General features: G+C 64.5%; 23 protein-coding genes. 10 read left to right on the plus strand and 13 right to left on the minus strand.

The features are described 5' to 3' along the window. Positions 1 to 105: 105 nt before the first annotated feature. The 4 genes from rplI to SJY41_RS02025 form a co-directional block, all read right to left on the minus strand. Positions 106 to 702 carry a 50S ribosomal protein L9 gene (gene rplI / locus SJY41_RS02010; protein ID WP_107952437.1) on the minus strand — a complete coding sequence of 199 codons (597 nt, stop codon included), beginning with the start codon at positions 700 to 702 and terminating at the stop codon, positions 106 to 108. An 11-nt stretch (positions 703 to 713) separates the two neighbouring features. Then, positions 714 to 938: a 30S ribosomal protein S18 gene (rpsR, locus tag SJY41_RS02015; protein ID WP_031393978.1), complete on the minus strand. Its 225-nt coding sequence runs from the start codon at positions 936 to 938 to the stop codon at positions 714 to 716. A 2-nt stretch (positions 939 to 940) separates the two neighbouring features. Beyond that, positions 941 to 1,375: a 30S ribosomal protein S6 gene (gene rpsF / locus SJY41_RS02020; RefSeq protein WP_056062596.1), complete on the minus strand. Its 435-nt coding sequence runs from the start codon at positions 1,373 to 1,375 to the stop codon at positions 941 to 943. A 160-nt stretch (positions 1,376 to 1,535) separates the two neighbouring features. After that, positions 1,536 to 1,892 (minus strand): RcnB family protein, encoded by a 357-nt coding sequence (locus tag SJY41_RS02025; protein WP_380778618.1) that lies wholly within the window; start codon positions 1,890 to 1,892, stop codon positions 1,536 to 1,538. 186 nt (positions 1,893 to 2,078) lie between these two features. Between SJY41_RS02025 and fabD the strand changes: the two genes are divergently transcribed. The 6 genes from fabD to mltG all read left to right on the plus strand — a co-directional run bounded on the left by fabD (position 2,079) and on the right by mltG (position 7,020). Continuing rightward, entirely contained in the window at positions 2,079 to 3,038 is a 960-nt protein-coding gene (gene fabD, locus SJY41_RS02030) for an ACP S-malonyltransferase (protein ID WP_380778620.1), read from the plus strand. 33 nt (positions 3,039 to 3,071) lie between these two features. Then, complete coding sequence (locus SJY41_RS02035; RefSeq protein ID WP_380778622.1) at positions 3,072 to 3,491, plus strand: GxxExxY protein; 420 nt, start codon at positions 3,072 to 3,074, stop codon at positions 3,489 to 3,491. Positions 3,492 to 3,502: 11 nt separating this feature from the next. Then, entirely contained in the window at positions 3,503 to 4,243 is a 741-nt protein-coding gene (gene fabG, locus SJY41_RS02040) for a 3-oxoacyl-[acyl-carrier-protein] reductase (protein ID WP_380778623.1), read from the plus strand. 77 nt (positions 4,244 to 4,320) lie between these two features. Further along, positions 4,321 to 4,557 (plus strand): acyl carrier protein, encoded by a 237-nt coding sequence (locus SJY41_RS02045; RefSeq protein ID WP_031393971.1) that lies wholly within the window; start codon positions 4,321 to 4,323, stop codon positions 4,555 to 4,557. A 133-nt stretch (positions 4,558 to 4,690) separates the two neighbouring features. After that, the gene (fabF, locus tag SJY41_RS02050) at positions 4,691 to 5,953 is read left to right on the plus strand and encodes a beta-ketoacyl-ACP synthase II (RefSeq protein ID WP_380778626.1); all 1,263 of its coding nucleotides are present in this window, start codon (positions 4,691 to 4,693) and stop codon (positions 5,951 to 5,953) included. 98 nt (positions 5,954 to 6,051) lie between these two features. Continuing rightward, positions 6,052 to 7,020, plus strand: coding sequence for an endolytic transglycosylase MltG (mltG, locus tag SJY41_RS02055; RefSeq protein ID WP_380778628.1), 969 nt, complete (start codon positions 6,052 to 6,054; stop codon positions 7,018 to 7,020). A gap of 105 nt (positions 7,021 to 7,125) precedes the next feature. Here the strand turns inward: mltG and eda are convergent, their stop codons facing one another. The 8 genes from eda to SJY41_RS02095 all read right to left on the minus strand — a co-directional run bounded on the left by eda (position 7,126) and on the right by SJY41_RS02095 (position 14,666). Further along, positions 7,126 to 7,746, minus strand: coding sequence for a bifunctional 4-hydroxy-2-oxoglutarate aldolase/2-dehydro-3-deoxy-phosphogluconate aldolase (gene eda, locus SJY41_RS02060; protein WP_380778630.1), 621 nt, complete (start codon positions 7,744 to 7,746; stop codon positions 7,126 to 7,128). Continuing rightward, a complete protein-coding gene (gene glk / locus SJY41_RS02065) occupies positions 7,743 to 8,711 on the minus strand; it encodes a glucokinase (RefSeq protein WP_380778633.1) in 969 nt (322 codons plus the stop codon). The genes eda and glk overlap by 4 nt, the downstream gene beginning before the upstream one ends. Before the next feature lie 154 nt (positions 8,712 to 8,865). Continuing rightward, positions 8,866 to 10,680: a phosphogluconate dehydratase gene (edd, locus tag SJY41_RS02070; protein ID WP_380778635.1), complete on the minus strand. Its 1,815-nt coding sequence runs from the start codon at positions 10,678 to 10,680 to the stop codon at positions 8,866 to 8,868. A 2-nt stretch (positions 10,681 to 10,682) separates the two neighbouring features. Further along, positions 10,683 to 11,387: a 6-phosphogluconolactonase gene (gene pgl, locus SJY41_RS02075; protein WP_380778637.1), complete on the minus strand. Its 705-nt coding sequence runs from the start codon at positions 11,385 to 11,387 to the stop codon at positions 10,683 to 10,685. Between the two features lie 171 nt (positions 11,388 to 11,558). Further along, on the minus strand, positions 11,559 to 13,022 hold the full coding sequence (gene zwf, locus SJY41_RS02080) for a glucose-6-phosphate dehydrogenase (protein WP_380778639.1): 1,464 nt from the start codon (positions 13,020 to 13,022) through the stop codon (positions 11,559 to 11,561). 45 nt (positions 13,023 to 13,067) lie between these two features. Then, entirely contained in the window at positions 13,068 to 13,991 is a 924-nt protein-coding gene (gene argC, locus SJY41_RS02085) for an N-acetyl-gamma-glutamyl-phosphate reductase (RefSeq protein ID WP_380778641.1), read from the minus strand. Then, on the minus strand, positions 13,988 to 14,179 hold the full coding sequence (locus tag SJY41_RS02090) for a hypothetical protein (RefSeq protein ID WP_380778643.1): 192 nt from the start codon (positions 14,177 to 14,179) through the stop codon (positions 13,988 to 13,990). Before SJY41_RS02090 ends, argC begins: the two co-directional genes overlap by 4 nt. A 154-nt stretch (positions 14,180 to 14,333) precedes the next feature. After that, on the minus strand, positions 14,334 to 14,666 hold the full coding sequence (locus SJY41_RS02095; protein WP_056050858.1) for a MarR family transcriptional regulator: 333 nt from the start codon (positions 14,664 to 14,666) through the stop codon (positions 14,334 to 14,336). A gap of 247 nt (positions 14,667 to 14,913) precedes the next feature. On the opposite strand from SJY41_RS02095, the gene secG reads away from it, so the two are divergent. The 3 genes from secG (at position 14,914) to SJY41_RS02110 (ending at position 19,041) form a co-directional block, all read left to right on the plus strand. Continuing rightward, a complete protein-coding gene (secG, locus tag SJY41_RS02100; protein WP_056050855.1) occupies positions 14,914 to 15,309 on the plus strand; it encodes a preprotein translocase subunit SecG in 396 nt (131 codons plus the stop codon). An 85-nt stretch (positions 15,310 to 15,394) separates the two neighbouring features. Next, the gene (locus SJY41_RS02105) at positions 15,395 to 17,029 is read left to right on the plus strand and encodes a CTP synthase (protein WP_380778645.1); all 1,635 of its coding nucleotides are present in this window, start codon (positions 15,395 to 15,397) and stop codon (positions 17,027 to 17,029) included. A gap of 575 nt (positions 17,030 to 17,604) precedes the next feature. Next, complete coding sequence (locus tag SJY41_RS02110; RefSeq protein WP_380778647.1) at positions 17,605 to 19,041, plus strand: NAD-dependent succinate-semialdehyde dehydrogenase; 1,437 nt, start codon at positions 17,605 to 17,607, stop codon at positions 19,039 to 19,041. 835 nt (positions 19,042 to 19,876) lie between these two features. Here SJY41_RS02110 and SJY41_RS02115 read toward each other — a convergent pair. Further along, the gene (locus SJY41_RS02115; RefSeq protein ID WP_380778649.1) at positions 19,877 to 20,077 is read right to left on the minus strand and encodes a hypothetical protein; all 201 of its coding nucleotides are present in this window, start codon (positions 20,075 to 20,077) and stop codon (positions 19,877 to 19,879) included. A 360-nt stretch (positions 20,078 to 20,437) separates the two neighbouring features. Here SJY41_RS02115 and SJY41_RS02120 point away from each other — a divergent pair, with 360 nt between their 5' ends. After that, the gene (locus tag SJY41_RS02120) at positions 20,438 to 21,655 is read left to right on the plus strand and encodes a hypothetical protein (RefSeq protein WP_380778651.1); all 1,218 of its coding nucleotides are present in this window, start codon (positions 20,438 to 20,440) and stop codon (positions 21,653 to 21,655) included. Positions 21,656 to 22,430: the final 775 nt, after the last annotated feature.

The following is a 22,430-nucleotide window of genomic DNA, read 5'->3' on the forward strand; positions in this document are numbered from 1 at the left end:
TGCGTAACCTGTCCCTGACACCCCCCGCGAAACCACAAAACAAAAGGCCCGCCCGGATCACTCCGGGCGGGCCTTTCTGTATCGGCTAGAAGGGAAGCGAAGGGATCAACCCTGCGCTTCGTCCTCCTGGTCGCGCGGTGCTTCGGCGGTCGCGCCGGGCTCTGCGTTCGGATCGTAATCCTCGACGAAGCCAGCCTCGTCGCGCTCGAACATCGACGACATCACGTCGACGCCCGAAGCCTGCATCTCGGCCTCTTCAGGCGAGCGGGCGACGTTGACCTTGACGGCCACCGACACCTCCGGGTGCAGCGATACCTTGACGGTGTAGACACCGATCGCCTTGATCGGCTTGTCGAGCACGATCGCCGACTTGCCGACCTTGTGACCGTCGGCCACCAGCGCATCGACCAGATCGCGAACCGCGACCGAACCGTAGAGCTGACCGGTGTTCGACGCCTGACGGATCAGGGTCACGGTCGCGTCGTTGAAGGTCTTCGCTTCGGTCTCGGCATCGCTGCGACGCGATGCGTTGTCCGATTCGATCTTCGCACGGTTCGACTCGAACACCTTGCGGTTGGCTTCGTTCGAACGAAGCGCCTTCTTGTTGGGAAGCAGGAAGTTACGTGCGTAACCGTCCTTGACCTTCACCACGTCGCCGATAGCACCAAGCTTTTCGACGCGCTCAAGCAGAATGACGTCCATGGGGGCGCTCCTTACTTAACGATGTAGGGCAGCAGGCCCAGATGACGCGCACGCTTGATGGCCTGGGCCAGTTCGCGCTGCTTCTTTGCGGCCACCGAAGTGATACGCGACGGGACGATCTTGCCACGCTCGGACACGAAGCCCTGCAGCAACCGGACGTCCTTATAGTCGATCCGGGGAGCGTCTTTAGCGGAGAACGGGCAGCTCTTGCGACGGCGGAAGAATGGACGTGCCATAATTATTCTGCTCCCTCTTCACGGTCGCGGCGCGGGCCACGATCGGGACGATCGCCACGATCCGGACGGTCGCCACGGCCACCCTCACGGTCGCCACGACGCTCGCGGTCACGATCCGACTTGCGCATCATCACGGTCGGGCCCTCTTCGAGGGTGTCGACCTTGACCGTCATGTAACGGATGATGTCTTCGTTGATCTGGGTCTGGCGCTCCAGCTCTGCGATCACGCTGCCCGGGGCATCGATCTCGAGCATGACATAGTGCGCCTTGCGGTTCTTGGCGATCTTGTACGCCAGCGAACGCAGGCCCCAGTTCTCGGTCTTTACGACCCGACCTTCGTTGTCGTTCACGATCTTGGTGGCGATTTCCGCCAGTGCGTCCACCTGCGCTTGTGCCAGATCCTGGCGCGCAAGGAACACGTGCTCGTAAAGAGCCATGTCTTGTCCTTCGTCTTGGCCGATCGCTGATACACGCCCCATGCGTGCACCCCTCCGGCTGTCGTCTAGAATGCAAACAGGGGCGAGAGACGCGAATCTCTCACCCCGGTTGCAAAGGGCCTTACCCGATTATCCGGGAAAGGCAAGGCGCTGGTAGGCGTTACCGAAACGCGCCGCCACGAACCTGCACCACGTTGCCGCGGCCGTTGATCAGGAGCGCATCGTTGCCCGAGCGGACCCACTGGCTGCCACGCGGTGGAGTAGCGAGGCGATACGTCTTGTACGTCGTGATCACCCGGTAGTTCTGCGCCTGGCGACGATCGAACTGCTGGCCGGCGCGCCAGTTGCGATATTGTGGCGCCCGCGTGACGGTCTTCTTGGTGACGACGGTGCGGCCATTGTCGTTGTGGCGCACGGTGGTCACTTCGCGGCGCTGCTGCGCGTCTGCCGGTGCTGCGGCGAGCAGCGGGCTGGCGACGAGCGTGGCGGCAAGCGCGCTGAGGATGAACGTCTTCATGATAATCTCCCGTCTGAAACACGGCGCCGTTGCTGCGGCGTCCTCCATAATCTGGGAGCCGATTGTCGCAGGCGCTTGTCGCAAGGCCGGCGAAATGGTCGCATATTGTCGCAAGCCCGCAGGGTTCGTTCAGGTTGCAACTCGCCGCGCACCTTTCTAGGCCGCGACATCGAATTAGGAGAGGTCATGCGCGCGTTCATTTTCCCCGGCCAGGGGAGCCAGTCTGTCGGCATGGGCAAGGCGCTCGCCGATGCCAGTGCCACCGCCCGCGAGGTCTTCGCCGAAGTCGACGAGGCGCTCGGCCAGCACCTGTTCCGCCTGATGAGCGAAGGGCCCGCGGACGACCTGCTCCTCACCGAGAACGCCCAGCCCGCGATCATGGCGAACGCGATCGCCACCCTGCGCGTCGCCGAGAAGGAAGGCGGCATCCGCCTCGCCGACAAAGCCGACTATGTCGCCGGCCACAGCCTCGGCGAGTACACCGCGCTGTGTGCTGCCGGTGCGCTCGACCTATCAACTACGGCCCGCCTCCTGAAACTCCGCGGCCGCGCGATGCAGGCCGCCGTTCCGGTAGGCGAGGGCGCCATGGCTGCGTTGCTCGGCACCGATCTCGAAAAGGCGCAGGTCATCGCCGGCGCCGCAGTCGACGCGATTCTCGCGGAAGGTGGCCCCGAGCTGATCTGCACCGTCGCCAACGACAACGACCCCTCCCAGGTCGTCATCTCCGGCCACCGCCTCGCTATCGAAAAGGCGATCGCGCTGGCCAAGGACCTTGGCGCCAAGCGCGCGGTACTCCTCCCGGTATCCGCACCGTTCCACTGTCCGCTAATGCAGCCCGCCGCCGAAGCGATGGAGGCCGCGCTCCTCGAAGCCGACCTTCGCGCGCCCTTGGTCCCGGTCTTCGCCAACGTCGACGCGACCGCCGTCGCCGACCCCGGCGCGATCCGTCACCTGCTGGTCCAACAGGTCACCGGCATGGTCCGCTGGCGCGAATCGGTCCTCGCAATGCACGCGGCAGGTGTCGAGCACTTCGTCGAATTCGGCGGCAAGGTCCTCAGCCCGATGGTCAAGCGCATCACTCCCGATGTCGAAACCACCAGCGTCATCACGATGGACGACATCGAGGAATTCGTGAAGAAGATGTGATCACGCGGAGACGCGGAGCCGCGGAGAGTAGATTTGAGAGAGATCGATCAGATCAGCGGCGATGTGCTCGATCTCTCACTCCGCATCCACCGCGACTTGGGTCCGGGTCTCCTCGAAAGCGTCTACGAGATGGTGCTGGCGGGTAAGCTAGCCGGTCTGGGGTACCAAGTGGCGCGGCAGCGGCCGGTAGACATCGAATTTGAGGGGATGCGCTTCGAAGCGGCGTTCAGGATCGACCTCCTCGTCGACGAACGCCTCCTCGTCGAAATCAAATCGGTGGAGCAACTGAACGCCGCCCATGGCAAACAACTCCTGACATACTTACGCCTAACCCATCAGCCTGTAGGGCTGCTGATCAACTTCGGTGGCGCAACGCTGAAAGAGGGAGTGCGACGGATCGTAAACGACCATCGCCCCTCCGCGGCTCCGCGTCTCCGCGTGAACAAAATCTGATGGAGACCAAAATGTTCGACCTCACAGGCATGACCGCCCTCGTCACCGGGGCGTCCGGCGGAATCGGGTCCGAGATCGCCAAGGCCCTGGCCGCCCAAGGCGCGCGCCTCGCCGTATCCGGTTCCAACGCCGACAAGCTCGAAGCCTTCCGCGCCAGCCTCGGCGGCGACCACGTCGCGCTCCCCTGCAACCTCTCCGACGCCGCCGCCGTCGACGCGCTCGTCCCGCAAGCCGTCGAGGCACTCGGCGGCAGACTCGACATCCTCGTCAACAACGCCGGCGTCACCCGCGACAATCTGGCGATGCGGATGAAGGACGACGAGTGGGACAGCGTCATCCGCGTCAACCTCGAAGCCGCGTTCCGCCTCATGCGCGCCGCCGCCAAGCCGATGATGAAGGCAAGGTTCGGCCGGATGATCTCGGTCACGTCGATCGTCGGCGTCACCGGCAATCCCGGCCAGGCGAACTACGCCGCGTCGAAGGCGGGGCTCATCGGCATGTCGAAGTCGATGGCGCAGGAACTCGCCAGCCGCGGCATCACCGTCAACTGCGTCGCGCCCGGCTTCATCACCTCGCCGATGACCGATGCGCTGCCCGAGGCGCAGAAGACGGCACTCACCACGAAGATTCCCGCCGGCCGCCTCGGCGAAGGTGCAGACATCGGTGCGGCGATCGTGTACCTCGCAAGCCGCGAAGCCGGCTACGTCACGGGACAAACAGTGCACGTGAACGGCGGGATGGCGATGATCTGAACTTGCGCGCTGAACTGCCGCGTTCTAGGTGCGTTCAGGAAATACCGAAAACCCCCAGATTTGAAGAGGGAACTACCATGAGCGAGACCGCTGACCGCGTGAAGAAAATCGTCGTCGAGCATCTCGGCGTCGAAGCCGACAAGGTGACCGAGGACGCGAGCTTCATCGACGACCTGGGTGCCGACAGCCTCGACATCGTCGAACTCGTCATGGCGTTCGAGGAAGAATTCGGCGTCGAGATCCCCGATGATGCCGCCGAGAAGATCGCGACCGTCAAGGATGCGATCACCTACATCGACGAGCACAAGGCCTGATCGGGGCCCAATCGGGTAAGCACGGTCCGAGACTTTGGACCTGCCCTGATGGGTGTGATTTGAGCGGCTCCCCGTCCTTGGGCAAAGAGGGCGGGGAGCCGTTTCGTTTTGAGAGCAGACGGAGTTTGAAGCCATGCGGCGTGTCGTCGTAACCGGGCTAGGCCTGGTCACCCCTCTGGGGGCGGATGTTGAAACGGCCTGGGCGAATATCCTGGCCGGCAAATCGGGTGCAGCCACGATCACGCGCTTCGACGCGTCCGATTATGTCTGTCGGATCGCGTGCGAGGTTAAGCCCGCCGATCACCCCTATGGCTTCGATCCCGGCAAGCGCGTGGATCACAAGGTCCAGCGCCAGGTTGATCCGTTTATCATCTACGGCATCGATGCCGCCGGCCAGGCGCTCGAGGACGCAGGCCTGACCGAGATGACTCTCGAAGAGAGCTGGCGTGCCGGCGTCTCGATCGGTTCGGGAATCGGTGGGCTGCCAGGCATCGAGAGCGAATCGATCGTTCTCCACACCAAGGGCCCGCGCCGCGTGTCGCCGCACTTCGTCCACGGTCGCCTGATCAACCTGATCTCGGGCCAGGTCTCGATCAAATACGGCCTGCGCGGTCCGAATCACGCGGTCGTCACCGCCTGCTCGACCGGCGCGCACGCAATCGGCGATGCCGCCCGGATGATCGCGATGGATGACGCCGACGTGATGCTCGCGGGCGGCGCAGAGGGCACGGTGTGCCCGCTCGGCATCGCCGGGTTCGCACAGGCGCGCGCGCTGTCGACCAACTTCAACGATACGCCTGAAAAGGCTTCGCGTCCCTACGACAAGGATCGCGACGGCTTCGTGATGGGCGAAGGCGCGGGCGTGCTGGTGCTCGAGGAGTACGAGCATGCCAAGGCACGCGGCGCGAAAATCTATGCCGAGGTGATCGGTTACGGTCTGTCGGGCGACGCGTACCACGTGACCGCGCCGCATCCCGAAGGCGACGGCGCGTTCCGGTCGATGCAGATGGCGATCAAGAAGTCGGGCCTCAAGCTTGAGGACATCGATTACATCAACGCGCACGGCACCTCGACGCCGCTGGGCGACGAGCTCGAACTGGGCGCAGTCCGCCGCCTGTTCGGCGATGCGATCTCGGGTCTGTCGATGTCGTCGACCAAGTCGGCGATCGGGCATCTGCTCGGCGGCGCCGGTGCGGTCGAGAGCATCTTCTGTATCCTCGCGCTGCGCGACCAGATCGTTCCGCCGACGCTGAACCTCGACAATCCGAGCGACAGCTGCGTCGGCGTCGACCTCGTCCCGCACGTGGCCAAGAAGCGTGAAGTCCGCGCAGTGCTGAACAACTCGTTCGGCTTCGGCGGCACCAACGCCTCGCTGGTGATGACGAAGGTTCAGTAAACCTGTTCCCCGGCGAAGGCCGGGGTCCAGTTGGGTGATTGGTGCGATTTATCGGAGGGCCTGCCCAACTGGGCCCCGGCCTCCGCCGGGGAACTATAGTGCGCAAGGTCGGCTGTTTCGGACTCGTCTTAGCCCTGGCGGCAGTCGTTGCGCTGTTCCTGGTCGTCCAAGGCTGGGGCGGCGCTGGCCCCGCACCGCGCACGCTGACCGTGCAGATCGGCGAAGGCAGCACGCTGGCCGGCGCTGCCGCCGAACTCGAAAAGGCCGGCGCGATCCCCTCGGCCCGACGCTTTCGCCTGTACGCCCGCGTGTTCGGCTCGGGCGACCCGATCAAGGCCGGCGAATACCGCATCCCGCCACACACCAGCCAGTCCGACATCCTCAAACTGATGCAAGGCGGCAAGGTCGTCCAGCGCCTCGTCGTCGTCCCCGAAGGCTATCCTTCGGTCCTCGTGCACGACGCGCTGGCGAAGGCGGATGGCCTCACCGGCACCGTACCCGTCCCGGCGGAAGGCTCGATTCTCCCCGACAGCTACGCCTTCCAGGCCGGCGACACCCGCGCATCGGTCGTCACGCGGATGCAGGCGGCGATGAAGACCTACCTCGCCACCGCCTGGGCCGCGCGCAAGCCTGGCATCGCAGTGACGACGCCCGAACAGGCGATCATCCTCGCCTCGATCGTCGAGAAGGAAACCGGCAAGCCGTCCGAACGCCGCACCGTCGCCGCGGTCTACGGCAATCGCCTGCGCAACGGCATGCCGCTCCAGGCCGACCCGACCGTGATCTACCCGATCACCAAGGGCCGCCCGCTGGGCCGCCGCATCCTGCGGTCGGAACTGCACGCGAAGAACGGCTACAACACCTATGCCGAAGCCGGCCTGCCGGTCGGCCCGATCGCCAACCCAGGCCGCGCTTCGATCGACGCGGTGCTCAACCCGGCGCAGACCCAGGCGCTCTACTTCGTAGCAGACGGCACCGGCGGCCACGTGTTTGCGAACACGCTGGCCGAACACAACGCCAACGTGAAGAAATGGTACGCCATCCGCAAAGCCCGTGGTGAGATGTAGCGCGGGGCGTTCCGACTCACTCTCGACATTCCAGCGAAAGCTGGGATATCAGGCCGCAGGGACGGACTGTGTGGCACGAGATCCCAGCTTTCGCTGGGATGACGACTAGGCCCGCAACGCGTTAGCCGCACGAGCCTTGATCTCGATCTCGGCCATCGTCCCGCCGGTTACCCAGCTTCCCCCCACGCAGAGCACCGGCTTGAACGCCAGCCATTCGGGCGCGCTCGCCTCGGTGATCCCGCCGGTCGGGCAGAAGCTGCACTGGTAGAACGGCGCGGCCAAGGCCTTCAGCGCCTTCAATCCGCCATTCGCCTCGGCCGGGAAGAACTTGAAGTGCGTCAGCCCCAGGTCGAGCCCGGTCATGATGTCCGCCGCGTTGGCGATCCCCGGCAGGAACGGAATGCCGCTCTCGATGATCGGCGTGGCGAGGCGTTCGGTCAGGCCCGGCGAGACGATGAACTCCGCGCCAGCATCGCGGACCTGCGTGAACTGCTGCGTATTGACGACGGTGCCCGCGCCGACGATCGCGCCCGGCACCTTCTTCATCTCGGCAATGGCTTCGAGCGCGGCGCCAGTGCGCAACGTCACCTCGAGCACGCGCAACCCGCCCGCGACGAGCGCCTCGGCGAGCGGACGGGCAAGTGCGGCGTCCTCGATCACCAGCACCGGAATGACGGCGCTGGTCTGCATGATGTCTGCGATAGTGACGGTCGAGTTGGCGGTCATTGGGTATGTTCCTGTGCGAAGGCGGCCGCGGCGCCGAACAGGCCGGGCTGGGGATGAGTGATGAGCTTGACGGGCATCGCTGCCATCATGCCCTGGAAGCGGCCCTTGGCGACAAAGCGCTGGTCGAAGCCCGAGCGAATCAGGCGATCCTTGATCCGGAAGCCGAGCCCACCCGCAATCACGACCGCCTTGGCGCCCTGCGCCAGCGCCAGATCGCCCGCTACCGCACCGAGCGCGAGGCAGAAGCGGTCGAGCGCGGCGAGCGCGATCGAATCGGTGCCGTCGATCGCCTCGGTCCAGATCGTCTTGTCGTCGTGGCTGGGGACCGCGCGGCCCTCCAGCGCGGCGAGCGTCTCGTAGATCGCGACGATGCCGGGCCCGGCAACGACACGCTCGGCGGAGACGCGCGTGAACGTCTTGCGCAGCCGCTGCAATAAGGCATCCTCGATCCCGTCGAGCGGGGCGAAGTCCATGTGACCGCCCTCGGTTTCGAGAACCTGATAGCCGTCCTTGCGTCGCAGCAGCTGCGCGACGCCGAGCCCGGTGCCGGGGCCGCAGATCGTCGTGATGCCTTCGGACGGCAGCGGCGTATCAGGACCGCAGAGATGGATGAAGTCGCTGCTCGGCACCTGCGCGACGGCATGACCGACCGCGCCGAAATCGTTGACGACCACCCACTGGTCCGCCTTCAACCGTTCGGTGATCAGCGACTTGCGGATGATCCACGGGTTGTTGGTGAGGCGAATGACATCGTTCGCGACCGGCGACGCGACCGCGATCGCGAGCGCGCGGGGGAGGGGGCGGCCGAGCCCCGCCTCGAACGCCTGATACGCGGTCTGAAGCGACGCGTGGTCCGCGGTCTTCAGCGTCGCCGGCTCGCCGAGCGACACCACGCGGCCGTTCTCGACCTCGGCGATCGCGAAGCGGGCATGCGTTCCGCCGATATCTGCCGCTACGATTTCCATGTCATCCTCCGTCAGATATTATCATTACCGCCAACCCGTCATCCCAGCGAACGCTGGGATCTCGTGCCGCATAGTCCGTCCCCGTGGAGCGAGGTCCCGGCTTTCGCCGGGATGACGGGGGTGTGGCTGAGGCTACGGCGGCGTGTGTGACGTTCTAAAGTCCAGCCCCCGCCAGCATCGCCGACGCGCCCTTTTCGGCCTCGTCGGCCAGCCCGCGGAACATGCCGAACAGCTCGCGTCCCATGCCGCTTACCGGTGGCGGAACCGCGACCATCTTGCGCATCGCCCACACGTCCGCGTCGACCAGAGCCTCCAGCGTCCCGTTGACCGCATCGACCCGGATCATGTCGCCATCACGAATCAGCCCGATCGCGCCGTCGAGCAGAGCCTCGGGCGAGCAATGGATCGCGCAAGGCACTTTCCCGCTCGCCCCCGACATCCGGCCGTCGGTAACGAGCGCGACCTTGAACCCGCGATTCTGCAACACCCCCAGCGGCGGCGTGAGCTTGTGCAGCTCCGGCATGCCATTCGCGCGCGGCCCCTGGAACCGGACGACGACGACGACGTCCTTGTCCAGCTCGCCCCGCTTGAACGCCTCGATCACGTCCAACTGGTCGTTGAACACCACCGCAGGCGCCTCCACGATCCACCGCTCCCGCTCGACCGCGGACACCTTGATGCATGCGCGGCCGATATTGCCGGCGAGGATCCGCATGCCGCCATCGGCCGAGAACGGCGCGGTCGCAGGGCGCAGGATCGTCTCGTCGCCGCTGTCCGGCGTATCCCGCCAACCGAGCGTATCGCCCTCGACCACCGCGGTCTTCGCATACGCCGACAGATCGTCGCCGCCGATCGTCATGATGTCGCCGTGCAACAACCCTTCGCCGAGTAGCTCGCGGATTACATAGGGCATGCCCCCGGCAGCCTCGAACGCGTTCACGTCCGCCGAGCCATTGGGATACACGCGCGCAATCAGCGGGACCGCGCAGGAAAGGCGATCGAAATCCTCCCAGTCGATGATGATCCCCGCCGCGCGCGCGATCGCCGGAACGTGGAGCAGATGGTTTGTCGAGCCTCCCGTCGCGAGCAGGCCGACCGCGGCGTTCACGATCGCCTTCTCGTCGACGCAGTGCCCGAGCGGCCGATACGAATCGCCACGCGCGCCGATCTTCGCCAGCCGGTGCACCGCCGCCCGCGTCAGCTCCTGGCGCAGCTTGGTGCCCGGATTGACGAACGCCGCGCCGGGCATGTGGAGGCCCATGACCTCCATCATCATCTGGTTGGTGTTCGCCGTGCCGTAAAAGGTGCACGTGCCCTTCGAATGATACGCACCGATCTCGGCTTCGAGCAGCTCGTCGCGACCGACCAGTCCTTCTGCAAATTTCTCGCGAACCGCGGCCTTCGCCTTGTTCGGCAAACCGGTCGGCATCGGTCCGCCTGGAATCAGCACCATCGGCAGATGCCCGAAGCGCAACGCACCCATCAGCAAACCCGGTACGATCTTGTCGCAGATGCCGAGCAACGCGGCACCCTCGAACGTCCCATGCGACAACGCGATCGCCGTGCTCAGCGCGATCGTGTCGCGGCTGAACAGAGACAGCTCCATGCCCGGATAGCCCTGCGTCACGCCATCGCACATCGCCGGCACGCCGCCCGCGACCTGCGCGGTCGCACCCGCTTCGCGCGCCCAGATCTTCATCAGCTCGGGGTAGCGATAATAGACGGCGTGGGCCGACAGCATGTCGTTATACGCGGTGACGATGCCGATGTTCATGCCGGCATCGGCCTTCATCGCGTCGCGGTCTTCCTCGGTCCCGGCATAAGCGTGCGCTAGGTTCGCGCAGCCCAGACCCGGACGACGGACCTGCGCCGCCGCCTCGCGCTCGATCAGCGCGAGATAGGCGGCCCGGCTGTCGCGCGAGCGTTCGATGATCCGGTCGGTGACCGCGGAGACGACGGCGTTCAGCATTGTCACGGCGCCCAGTGCACGTCGACCGGGAGCTCGACTTCGGCAAGCACGCGGCCGATCGGATAGGACGACGACGGCCCCTGTTCGATCGCCTGCTCGAGCACCATCTTCTTCGCGTCGCCGGTGATCATGATCATCAGCGCCTTCGACGAAGCGATCGCCGCGGCCGACAACGTCACGCGTGCGAGGGGGGCTTCGGGCGGGAGCGGATCGGGCATCACGCCGAGCGCACGACGCTCTTTCGGACCGCTCAATGCCTCGTCGTAATCGGGACCGGGGAAGATCGACGCGGTATGCCCGTCGCCGCCCATGCCGAGCAGGCAGAAGTCGAGCGGCCAGTGCAAATCCTGCATCAGCGCATCCGCCGAACGACCCGCAGCCTTGTAGTCCGACATCGCCTCAGGGACGATCGGCTTCACGCGCGCACCCTTGGGGAGGAAGATCTTCGCCAGCGCGGTCACGTTCGACAGCGGATCGCCAAGCTTCACGATCCGCTCATCGCCGGGGATGATCGTGACCTTCTTCCAGTCTAGCTTGGCCTGAGCGAGCTTCTCATACGCAGCGAACGGCGTTTTGCCGCCCGCCAGCGCGATCACCGCCGAGCCGCGCGCGTCGAGTGCGCTCTCGATGACGAACTGGATATCACCCGCGACCGCGTTGGCGAGCTCGTCGGAATCCTCGTAATCCCACCATTCGATTTCGGTCATAAACTTGAACTCACTCAGAAAATTGCTGTCAAAAATGCCGTTCGTGCCGAGTAGGGATCGAGCGAAGCCGAGAGCCCGTATCGAGGTACAATGCCACAATCGGGCCGATCTCTCGATACGCCTTCTCGACTTCGCTCGAAGGCTACTCGGGATGAACAGAAAAAAACAAACTCAGTCGTCCTGCCAGGTCACGCCGTCACGCTCGGTCAGCGCGATCGCCGCCGACGGACCCCAGCTGCCCGACGCATAGCTCTTGGGCTTCATCGCGTTGGCCTTCCAGCCTTCGCGGATCGCGTCGATCCAGGTCCATTGCGCCTCGACCTCGTCACGCCGCACGAACAGCGTCTGGTCGCCCTCGATCAGGTCGAGCAGCAGCCGCTCATACGCGATCCGTCGACGCGAGCCTGCGAATTCGGCGTCCATGCTGAGGTTCAACGGTACTTCGCGCAGGCGGACGCCGTCGCGGTCGAGACCGGGCTCCTTCGCCATCACCAGCAGCTGGATATATTCCTCCGGCTGCAGGCGGATGATCAGCATGTTGGGCTGCAACAACCCACCACGCCCGGCGAACATCGAATGCGGCACGGCCTTGAACTGGATCGCGATCTCGCTGCGGCGCGTCGCCATGCGCTTGCCGGTGCGCAGGTAGAACGGCACGCCCTGCCAGCGCCAATTGTCGACATGCGCCTTGATCGCGACGAACGTCTCTGTGGTCGACGGCTTCCCCAGTTCGTCGGAGTAGCTCTTGACGATCTTCCCCTTCACCGCGCCGTCGGCATATTGCCCCGTCACCGTGACGTGCGGCACTTCCTCGGGCTTGATCAGCCGCAACGACCGAAAAACCTTCGACTTTTCGTCGCGGACATCGGTGCCCTCAAACCGTGCAGGCGGCTCCATCGCGATCAGCGCGAGCAGCTGCAACATGTGGTTGGCGACCATGTCGCGCAGTGCACCCGCCGTCTCGTAATAGCCCGCGCGATCTTCCAGCCCGACCGTTTCGGAGATCGTGATCTGGACGTTGTCGATGCCCTGCGCATTCCACACAGGCTCGAAGAACGAGTTGCCAAAGCGCAACGCGAGGATGTTCTGGACGGTTTCCTTGCCGAGATAATGATCGATCCGGTAGGTCCGATCCTCGGGGAAAGCCTTCGCCACCGCATCGTTGATCTCGCGGCTGGTCTCCAGGTCGTAGCCAAGTGGCTTCTCGAGCCCGACGCGCACCGTCTCACCGGCTAGTCCGACCTTGTGCAGCCCCTCGATCGCAGCTTCGAACAGCGATGGCGCGGTCGACAGGTAAATCGCCAGCCCGCCGGAAATATCGCCGATCTTGTCCGCCAGCGGCTGGAAGCTCGCCGGATCGGACAGGTCGGTCGGCTGGTAGAAGATGCGGTCGAGGAACGTCCCGATGGCGCTCTCGTCCTTGCGATCCTCGGGCAGGAACTCGTCGAGCGCCTTCTTGGCGAACTTGCGATAATCCTTGTCGTCATGCTCGTGACGCGCGGCGCCGGTGATCGTCAGTTCCTCGGGCAACAACCCGTCGGCGTGCAGGCCATAGAGCGACGGCAGCAGCATGCGCTGTGCAAGATCGCCGGTCGCGCCGAACAGGAGCAGCTTGGCTACGGGATTACGGTGCATGAAAGCTCCTGGATTTGGCGACGGACCGGGCGAAGAACGCCGGTCCTAGAAAACTAGGCCGGCTACGGGATCGACCCCGGCCATGATGTTGAGGTTCTGGACCGCTGCGCCGCCGGCGCCCTTGCCCAGATTGTCCAGCGTCGCGATCAGCCGCGCATGGCCGACCGCGTCGTTGCCGCAGACCCGCAGCGTCAGCCGATCGGTGCCAGCATTCTCCTCGATATCAACCGAGCCGATATCGCCGGGGGCAATCGAGACGAGCGTCGAGCCGTCGAACGCAGTGCGCAGGATTTCTTCAAGTACCGCGAGCGTTGGGCGGCCGGGCAAGGTGTGGAGGTGCAACGGCACTTCGACGACCATCCCGCGATAGGTATTAGCGACGGCAGGGGCGAAGATCGGCGCGTGCGTGAGGCCTGCGTGCTGCACCATCTCTGCGATATGCTTGTGCGCAAGGCCTAGCGCGTAGGCGCGGAAGGCCGTCGCGGGCTCACCATTCTCGAACGCCGTGATCATTGCCTTGCCGCCGCCTGAGTAGCCCGAGGTCGCGTTGACGCTCAGCGGCAGGTCGGCGGGGATGACACCAGCCGCGACCAGAGGCGCGACGAGCGCGAGGAATCCGGTAGGATAGCAGCCTGGATTCGACACGCGCATCGCGGTCGCAACCTTTTCGGCCTGGCCGGGCAGTTCGGGGAAGCCATAGGTCCAGCCGGCAGCGACCCGGTGTGCGCTCGACGCATCGATCACACGGGTGCGTGCATTGTCGATCAGCGACACTGCCTCACGCGAAGCGTCATCCGGCAGGCAGAGGATCACGAAATCGGCATCGTTCAGCGCCTCGCGCCGGGCCGCTGGATCCTTCCGGCGCTCTTCGGCGAGCAGGGCGATCGAAATATCGCTTCGCCCGGCAAGCCGCTCGCGGATCTCGAGACCCGTGGTGCCGACGGCGCCATCGATGAAGACGCTGGTCATGCGGCGTCCGTTGCCGAAAGGTCGAGCGCTTCGGCCGCGACGTAGCCGACGAGGCCACTAGGACGCGCAACGCCCCACGCAGAAACGCCGGCAATTTCCAGCACTTCGAAACTGTCGCCAGGATTGAGGTCGACCATCGTATCGCTCGTCTCGTCTCGTCCGCTGCGCAACAAAGCTGTGCGTGCCACGGGCCGTATCATCGGCACGGCATAGTGTGGAGCGAATACGTATTCGGCGAGGCGAATGTCGGCGATATCGCGGCGAACGGCATGGGTTCGCGGGTCGAGCTCGACCGAACGGCCCGTCAGCGCAAAGCTGGTGCGGGCCTGATCGTCAAAAGGCTCAAGCGTGAGCGGCAGCGCGCCCGTTGGAGCCAGCGGGGGCGGGGCCGTCGCCGATGAATTGCCCGAACTCTTCAAGAAAATCTGCCCCTTCGGTCGTGCGCGCGACGAAGATGTTGCGCTTGTCGCTATCGTCGCGTTGCCGGCGCAGATAGCCGAGGGCACCCAATCTGTTCAAGGCGCGCGTGACGACCGGCTTCGATACGTTCAGCGCGCGCGCCAGCCCACGCACCGTGTGGGGGCCCGGTTTGAGATAGACGAGCAAGAGTAGCGCCATTTGTCGATTGGTCAGATCGGGTTCACCCGAGCGGACGTAATCGACCAATGCGGTCATCCAGGTCGATAAGGTATTGGCTGCCATTGATGCCACAGCATTGATCCGCCATCTGAAAATGCCCGGCACCAGACGCTGTGCAGGACTTCATTACGGGGGCTCAACGCCCGCATGTGCGGCTTGTTTCCGCCTGTTGGCCGTGATGATGCGATATGACGTGGCCCCGTTCCGGTGATCGCCCGGTTGATCGCGGCCGCCGGGTCGCCTATGTGCCCGCCTTCGCAAAAGTTCCGGGGTCTTCCGCGCAATGTTCGCCTTTCTGCTTGTCATCCACGCGATCATCGCGGCCGCCCTCGTCACGGTGATCCTCATGCAGCGGTCGGAAGGCGGCGGCCTTGGCATGGGCGGCAGCCCGTCGGGCCTGATGTCGGCGCGCGGTGCGGCCGATTTCCTGACCCGCGCGACTGGCGTCCTTGCGACGATGTTCGTGCTGTTCTCGATCCTGCTCGCGGTCCTCGCGGCGAATCACCGGACGACCACGATCGATACGTCGCTCGCGCGCACTCCGGCGGCGGCAACGGCCGTTCCGACCGCGCAGCCCAAGGGTGACGCGGCACCGTTCGCCGGTGGCGCTGAGAACGCTGGCGTACCGGCTGGCACGACCAAGCCGGCCGATAACGGCGCGGTCCCGCTAGCCAACTAAACACTCCATTCGCCGATAAAAGGCCCCTGCGTGATCCGCGGGGGTCTTGTCGTTCGTCCCCAACACACGCTACGAGACTCTTCCCATGGCTCGGTACATTTTCATAACCGGGGGCGTGGTTTCGTCGCTCGGTAAAGGTCTCATGGCGGCATCGCTTGCCGCTCTCCTCCAGGCGCGCGGGTATACCGTCAGGATTCGGAAGTTCGATCCGTATCTGAACGTCGATCCCGGCACGATGTCGCCGTATCAGCACGGCGAGGTCTACGTCACCGACGACGGCGCCGAGACCGATCTCGACCTTGGCCATTACGAGCGCTTTACCGGCGTTCCCTCGCGCCAGTCGGACAACGTCACGTCGGGCCGCATCTATCAGCAGATCATCACGCGCGAGCGTCGTGGCGATTATCTCGGTGCGACCGTGCAGGTCATCCCGCACGTCACCGACGCGATCAAGGCATTCGCCCGCGCCGAAACCGACGGCATCGATTTCATCCTCTGCGAGATCGGCGGCACCGTCGGCGATATCGAATCGCTCCCGTTCATCGAGGCGATTCGCCAGCTCAAGAACGAGGAAGGTCGCGGCAACGCGATCAGCATCCACGTCACGCTGGTGCCGTACATCGCGGCTGCGGGCGAGCTGAAGACCAAGCCGACCCAGCATTCGGTCCGCGAACTCGCTGCGCTGGGCGTCCAGCCCGACGTGCTCGTCTGCCGCTGCGAGCACCCGCTGCCGCCATCGGAGCGCGCCAAGATCGCGCTGTTCTGCAACGTCCCCGCCAGCGCCGTCATCCCCGCGCTCGATGCGAAGAGCATCTACGCGGTGCCGCTCCAGTATCACGGCGAAGGTCTCGACATCGAAGTGCTCCGCGCCTTCGGGATCGAACCTGCCGAGGCTCCGGACCTGTCGCGCTGGACCGAGATCATGGACCGCCTGACCAACCCGCAGGGCGAAGTCACGATCGGCGTGGTCGGCAAATATGTCGGTCTCCAGGATGCGTACAAGTCGCTGAACGAGGCTTTGGTTCACGGCGGCATCGCGAATCGCGTGAAGGTCAACGTCCGCTGGATCGACGCCGAACTGTTCGAGAACGCCGAGAGCGACATCGCGGGACAGCTCGAGCCGTGCGACGCGATCCTCGTCCCCGGCGCGTTCGGGGAGCGCGGTGCGGAGGGCAAGATCGCTTCGGTCAAGTTCGCGCGCGAGCGGAAGATTCCGTATTTCGGCATTTGCTTCGGCATGCAGATGGCCTGCGTCGAGGGCGCGCGCGATCTTGCTGGTATCCCCAATGCGTCGTCGACCGAGTTCGGCCCGACCGACGAACCGGTGGTCGGCATGATCACCGAATGGATGGGCCGCGAAGGCCTCGAAACCCGCGCGGCCGAGGGCGACCTCGGCGGCACGATGCGGCTCGGCGCGTATGACGCGAAGCTCGACGGCAACAGCGTCGTCGCCTCGATCTACGGCGGCACCGACATCTCGGAACGGCATCGTCATCGCTACGAGGTCAACACGGGGTACAAGGAAGCGCTCGAACAGGGCGGGCTGGTCTTTTCGGGCATGTCACCCGACGGCACGCTCCCGGAGATCGTTGAACGCCCCGACCACCCCTGGTTCGTCGGTGTGCAGTTCCACCCGGAACTGAAGTCCAAGCCCTTCGACCCGCATCCGCTGTTCGCCAGCTTCATCGAAGCTGCGGTCAAGCAGAGCCGCCTGGTCTAAAATTGTCTGGCAACGGGGCGAGGAACACGCTGACCTCGCCCATGTCTTCAGTCCCCAAGGAGCGGCGATTTCAGGATCTGGCCGCGCCTTCGCCATTGCGGCGTCCAATTTCAGAAACGCCCTTGATACGAGCATATCAGCGGCCCGCGGCCTACGGGGGCAGGCGCGGGCGAGCATGGCGTCGATGCGCCCTGCGGTGATGGGGATCCGCGCAGACCATGTTTCTGCCGCCGCCAGGCGAAGTTTTTCTTGAAACACCGGCATCCCGAAACGACGTATGGTATGCGCGTAGTCGTCTGACTGGCCGTTTTCACGTTGGTATGCATCACCATTCCCTCTCCTACGTCTTTGCCCTGGCATGCCTACGCCACCGCGACGCCGCCTGATTTGCGGCGGGCCGTCATGCCGTCGAAGGGTGCCACGGCCAGCATAAGACAGCCTTTCGCTCGGGTAGGGTTTGCCGGTCCTGTCATGACCATAACCAACCGCCGCCGCGCCGCCGGCTCATTGATGCGAGCCCGTGCGACGTGCTGCAGATCGGGACTGCTGACGCAGTTCGCTCAAGGAGACTATCGATGACCACGACCTACGATACCAAGCTTGGCCTCTACATCGCCGGCGAATGGCTGGGGGCGGAGGGCCGCGATACGCAGGACGTCGTCAACCCCGCGACGGGGGCGGGGCAGGCTGCCTTGCCGCTCGCGAGCGTCGCGGATCTGGATCGTGCTTTGGAAGCGACCGAGCGCGGCTTTATCGCGTGGCGTGCCACCCCTCCCGAAAAACGCGCTGCAGTGCTCGTCCGTACCGCCCAGTTGCTGCGCGAACGCGGCGACCATATCGCGCGCATCGCGACGCTGGAGCAGGGCAAGATTCTTGCCGAAGCAAAGGGCGAGGTCGCTTTCGCCGCGTCGTTGCTCGAATTCCACGCCGGCGAAGCGCAGCGTATCTATGGTCGCGTCCTGCCCCGGCCCTCGGGTAGCCGCAGCATGGTACTGCATCAGCCGGTCGGACCGGTCGCGGCCTTTTGCGCGTGGAACTTCCCGATCATGAACGTCGTGCGCAAGATCGCGCCCGCCGTCGCCGCCGGCTGCTCGATCATCATCAAGCCATCGGAGGAGACCGCGGGCAGTGCGGTCGAGGTATTGCGCTGCTTCCAGGACGCAGGGCTTCCCGGCGACGTCGCCCAATGCGTGTTCGGCGTTCCCGACATGGTGTCGCGGCGCCTGCTCGCATCGCCGATCACCCGCAAGCTGAGTTTTACCGGCTCGGTTCCGGTCGGGAAGGCGCTGATGAAGCTTGCCGCCGACACGATGATGCGGACCACCATGGAGTTGGGCGGACATGGCCCGGTCCTGGTTTTCGACGACTGCGACCTCGACAAGACGCTCGATACGCTGGTCGCGCATAAATTCCGCAACGCCGGACAAGTCTGCGTCGCCCCCACGCGGTTCCACGTCCAGGACGGGATCTACGACCGTTTCGCCGCAGGCTTTGCCGAGCGCACGCGCCGGTTGAAGGTCGGCGACGGCATGGATGCCGCGAGCCAGATGGGCCCGATGGCGAATTCCCGTCGCCCGGACGCGATTGCCGATCTTGTCGGTGACGCGACGGCTGCCGGTGCCACGCTGCTGGCCGGTGGCGAGCGTGGCGGGGAGGGCGGTTTCTTCTTCCAGCCGACGGTCCTGTCCGAAGTCCCGCTCACGGCGCGGGCAATGAACGAGGAGCCGTTCGGGCCGCTGGCCCTGCTCAGCCGCTTCGGCAGCGACGAGGAGGCGATCACCGAGGCCAACCGCTTGCCGTTCGGCCTTGCCGCCTATTGCTTCACCGAGAACGGGCGACGCCAGAACATCCTCGGTGATGCGATCGAGGCGGGAATGATCGCGATCAACAACGTTCGCCTGAGCTACCCGGACAGCCCGTTCGGCGGGATGAAGGACAGCGGCCATGGCTCCGAGGATGGCCCGGAGGGTGTCGCTGCGCACCTCGTCACGAAGACCGTGCACATCAGCTAGGCGACGGTCAGGGGCTGTCGGGTACCGCATCGCGGACCGACGGCTCCTAGCCAGCTCTGGCGGCGTTGCTAGGGGGTGCCCTCAGCCGGGTCTGCGCCGCCGTCGAGCGTACGCGCGGTAGTCGAGGATGTGCAGCTTCAGCATGCCATGACGCGTCACTCGCCGGGTCAGCAAGGACAGGAACCGGCGCGAAGCCGTTGTCCGGGATAGCTGGAAAAAGCTTATGAACCCTACGAGGCTCGGCAATCGCGCCGCCCGTGACCGGCTGGATGTCCGCAAAAAGCTATACCGCCGGGTGATCGAGAGCGGGCATCACATTGAATATTATAAGCGATCCAGGGCGGCTTCTGGTTGGCCCGAACCTATGACGTCGGTCGATATACTGATAAGAAGTTGGGCGCCGCCGACGAGGCGCGAGACGCGAGACGCGAACGGTATGGACGTCCTGTCGTTTTCCAGGCGCAGGCCGTGGCGCGGAGTTGGTTCGACGAACTCGCGAGGGAGGGTTATGGCGCGCTGGCCGGGCCCTACGCGGTCACAGATGCCTGCGACGATTATTCCAAGCATTATCAGCATCGTCGATGCAAAAACGAAAAGAACAGGAAGGGCCGCTTAACCCGGATCAGGGGGGTGTTCGGGCCGCTCGAGGCGGGTAAGCCGAGCCAACCCCAGGTGACGCGGTTCGTCGTCAGGCGCATGTACCGCACCGGCTTAGCTGGGCCCGCCTGCTGGTCGAGTTGGAACCCCGCCGGGAGGGCAGGGTAGCCTAACGGTTCGGCCGATAGCTCTGATCCTCCTGCCTGGTATCGTACGCGTCGAAGGGGTTGCCGGTCTTCTAGACGTTATCCATTGCGATCGAGGCGGGGAGACATTGACCGGCTGCGCGGGCTCGGATCGCTTCGCGCGATGCCTGGAGGTTTTCGAGCGGGGCACCTGTCAGCAGATCGTCGCCGACCTCGGACGAGAGCGGGTCACCGAACCGATCGTCGGCAGCGCGAATGCCCTCCACAGTGCCGACGCCACGATCCAAAGGCACCGCCATCCTCCGAGCTGGTTCATTACTGGTTTCTCCGTAGCGCTGGCGGTCGCGGTGACCACGAACTCGTGGCGGAGGGGCTGATGCGCGCCGGTGCGAGTTGTGTCGGGGAGGGCGGCATGAGGGGCCGGTGCCGGAAAGGGTCTCCGCTAGCATAATCGATATAAGCAATCAGCGCGGCGGCCTTGCTAGGACGGTGTTACTCGAGCCGCATGATTATCGACACCCTCGCACGCGTCCGGCTATCGTTAGCGGATGAGCAATGATTCGTCCGAGCCTAAACGGCCGGAGCGCCTTAGGCGGTGGGCCAGTGCGCAGCGGGGGGCCGACGATGCCGTTGGCGCCGCTCGGGTGTTCAGCGTGCGGCAGCGGCTCGCGCTTCTTATCGGCTTCGCGCTGCTGGTGATCTTGCGTCTGCCGCTCGCCTGGGTGCAGGGGCGCTTCCTTGGAGAGGAAGGCAATATCTTCCTCGCCTTCGCGTGGCACCGGCCCGCGATTGAGGCTCTTCTGCGGTCGTTCGGCGGTTATCTAAACGTCGGTGCAAATGCGGCCACTCTGCTCGCCGCCCGCCTCGTGCGTGGCGGAGTACTGCCGCTCGAATTTGCGCCGTATTCGACGATGGTCACCGCGCTGCTGTTCCAGCTGTTCCCCGCGGCGCTGATCCTCACGGGTCGCACGTTCTGGCTTGGGAATCGTTGGGCGGTGCTCAGTGCGCTGTTAATCGTGGCGATTAGCCCGATGACCGAAGAAGTTTTTCTGAACGTGCTGCACATTCAGTTCCACCTCGCTCTGTGCGCGGGGCTAATCCTGGCGTTCGAGGTGCCGCGTCAGCGGGGTACGAGGATCAGCTATTGGACGGTGCTTTTCGTCGCGCCTCTGTGCGGCCCGGGCGCGATCGTGCTGTTGCCGTTCTTCGCTCTGCGCACGCTTGTCGAGCGTGATCGTGGCCGCCTTGCGCAGACCGCCGCCTTCACAATCGGTGCCGCGCTGCAACTGTTCGTGTTCTTTACCCCCAGCCCGGTGCGCGGCGCGTTCCTCGATCCCGCAGTACTCGCAGCGGTGATGTTCGTGCGGCTTGCCGCGTTGCCCTATCTCAGCTCCGGGACGGCCAACCGGCTCGGGGACATAACCTACACTTCGTACAGTGAGGGGGGCATCGGCTGGTGGGCGACGGTGGCGGCATCAATCGCGTATTTCGGGGCGCTTATAGCTTTTGCGCTGCGTAGTCGCCGCGACCGGCGCGATCCGGCGATCTGGCTGCTACTCTCGGGGCTAGCGATCGGCGGGGCATCGTTCGGCGGCGGCATGATTGCCACGGATCCGCACGAATGGTTCAGCGTAGACGCAGGAGAACGCTACAACTTCCTGCCACTGGTGCTGCTGACGCTGTCGTTGGTAGCGATTGCGATGAGGGAGGACGCCTATTTCCGTCGCATCTGCGCCACCTTAGTGACGCTGGCGCTGATTACGGGGGCGACCGGCTTTACCAAGCCGATCAGGGATTTGAGCAGTGGGCCGTCATGGCGGGCCGAGGTAGTCGCGTGGCGCGCGAATCACGATCATGCCTTAGTTCTCTAGCCCAAGGTATGGACCGCCGACCTCTCCGATCGGGCGCGGCCCTGCACCGGACTGGCGTCTGCGGATCCGGGCTACTGTGAAAGCGTCTGGCTGGGGCAAGTGGCGTCCCGCCCGCTTTCCCGACCCTATTCATCTACAATGCAATGAGCGCGTGGATCGTAAACTGGTCGCTGCGCCGGCCATATCTGTCGGGAGGCTCGCGCCGCGAAACATCAGGTACCGGGTCGGGCAAGGTAGGTAACCCGTCCCGGCTTCAGTAGGCTGGGGTTGGGGGTAGCGCACCGGCGTCCGGTGCATCGTCAAATCTACAAGCATTATCGCGGTGATCGCAGCGCCGAAGCGCCAACAGGCAATCCTCCCAAACCCAGCCCCGCCAATTTCCGGCTCGCACTGGCGTATTGGCACACAATCTCAATCGAGCTATTTTATATTGTAGCAGCACATGTACATGTTCGAACACGATTGTAACATTTCCTACAAATCTCGCGGGTTTTGTCAGAAATATCGCTAGGCTACGGGGTTTGCAATTGAGGTAACATTGTAGAATGCCGCGCTCTTGCACGAAATAGTCGCAGTTTTATTCGATATTTGAATTTTAGTTATTAATAGGCTGCGCCAATATTATGGCTGAAAAAATGCTGAGCATTGGCCTTTCCAAGCGCTCGTTTCCGGTGGCGGGGACGCTGCCATTGGCCAGCGCGACCCTGTGCAATTTTTCGGAACGACGGTATGCAGCGGCCAAAACGGGTCGCATGTAAGCCGTCTACAATCGTGC

The sequence above is a fragment of the Sphingomonas sp. R86520 genome (genome assembly GCF_042466285.1).
Classification (GTDB): domain Bacteria; phylum Pseudomonadota; class Alphaproteobacteria; order Sphingomonadales; family Sphingomonadaceae; genus Sphingomonas.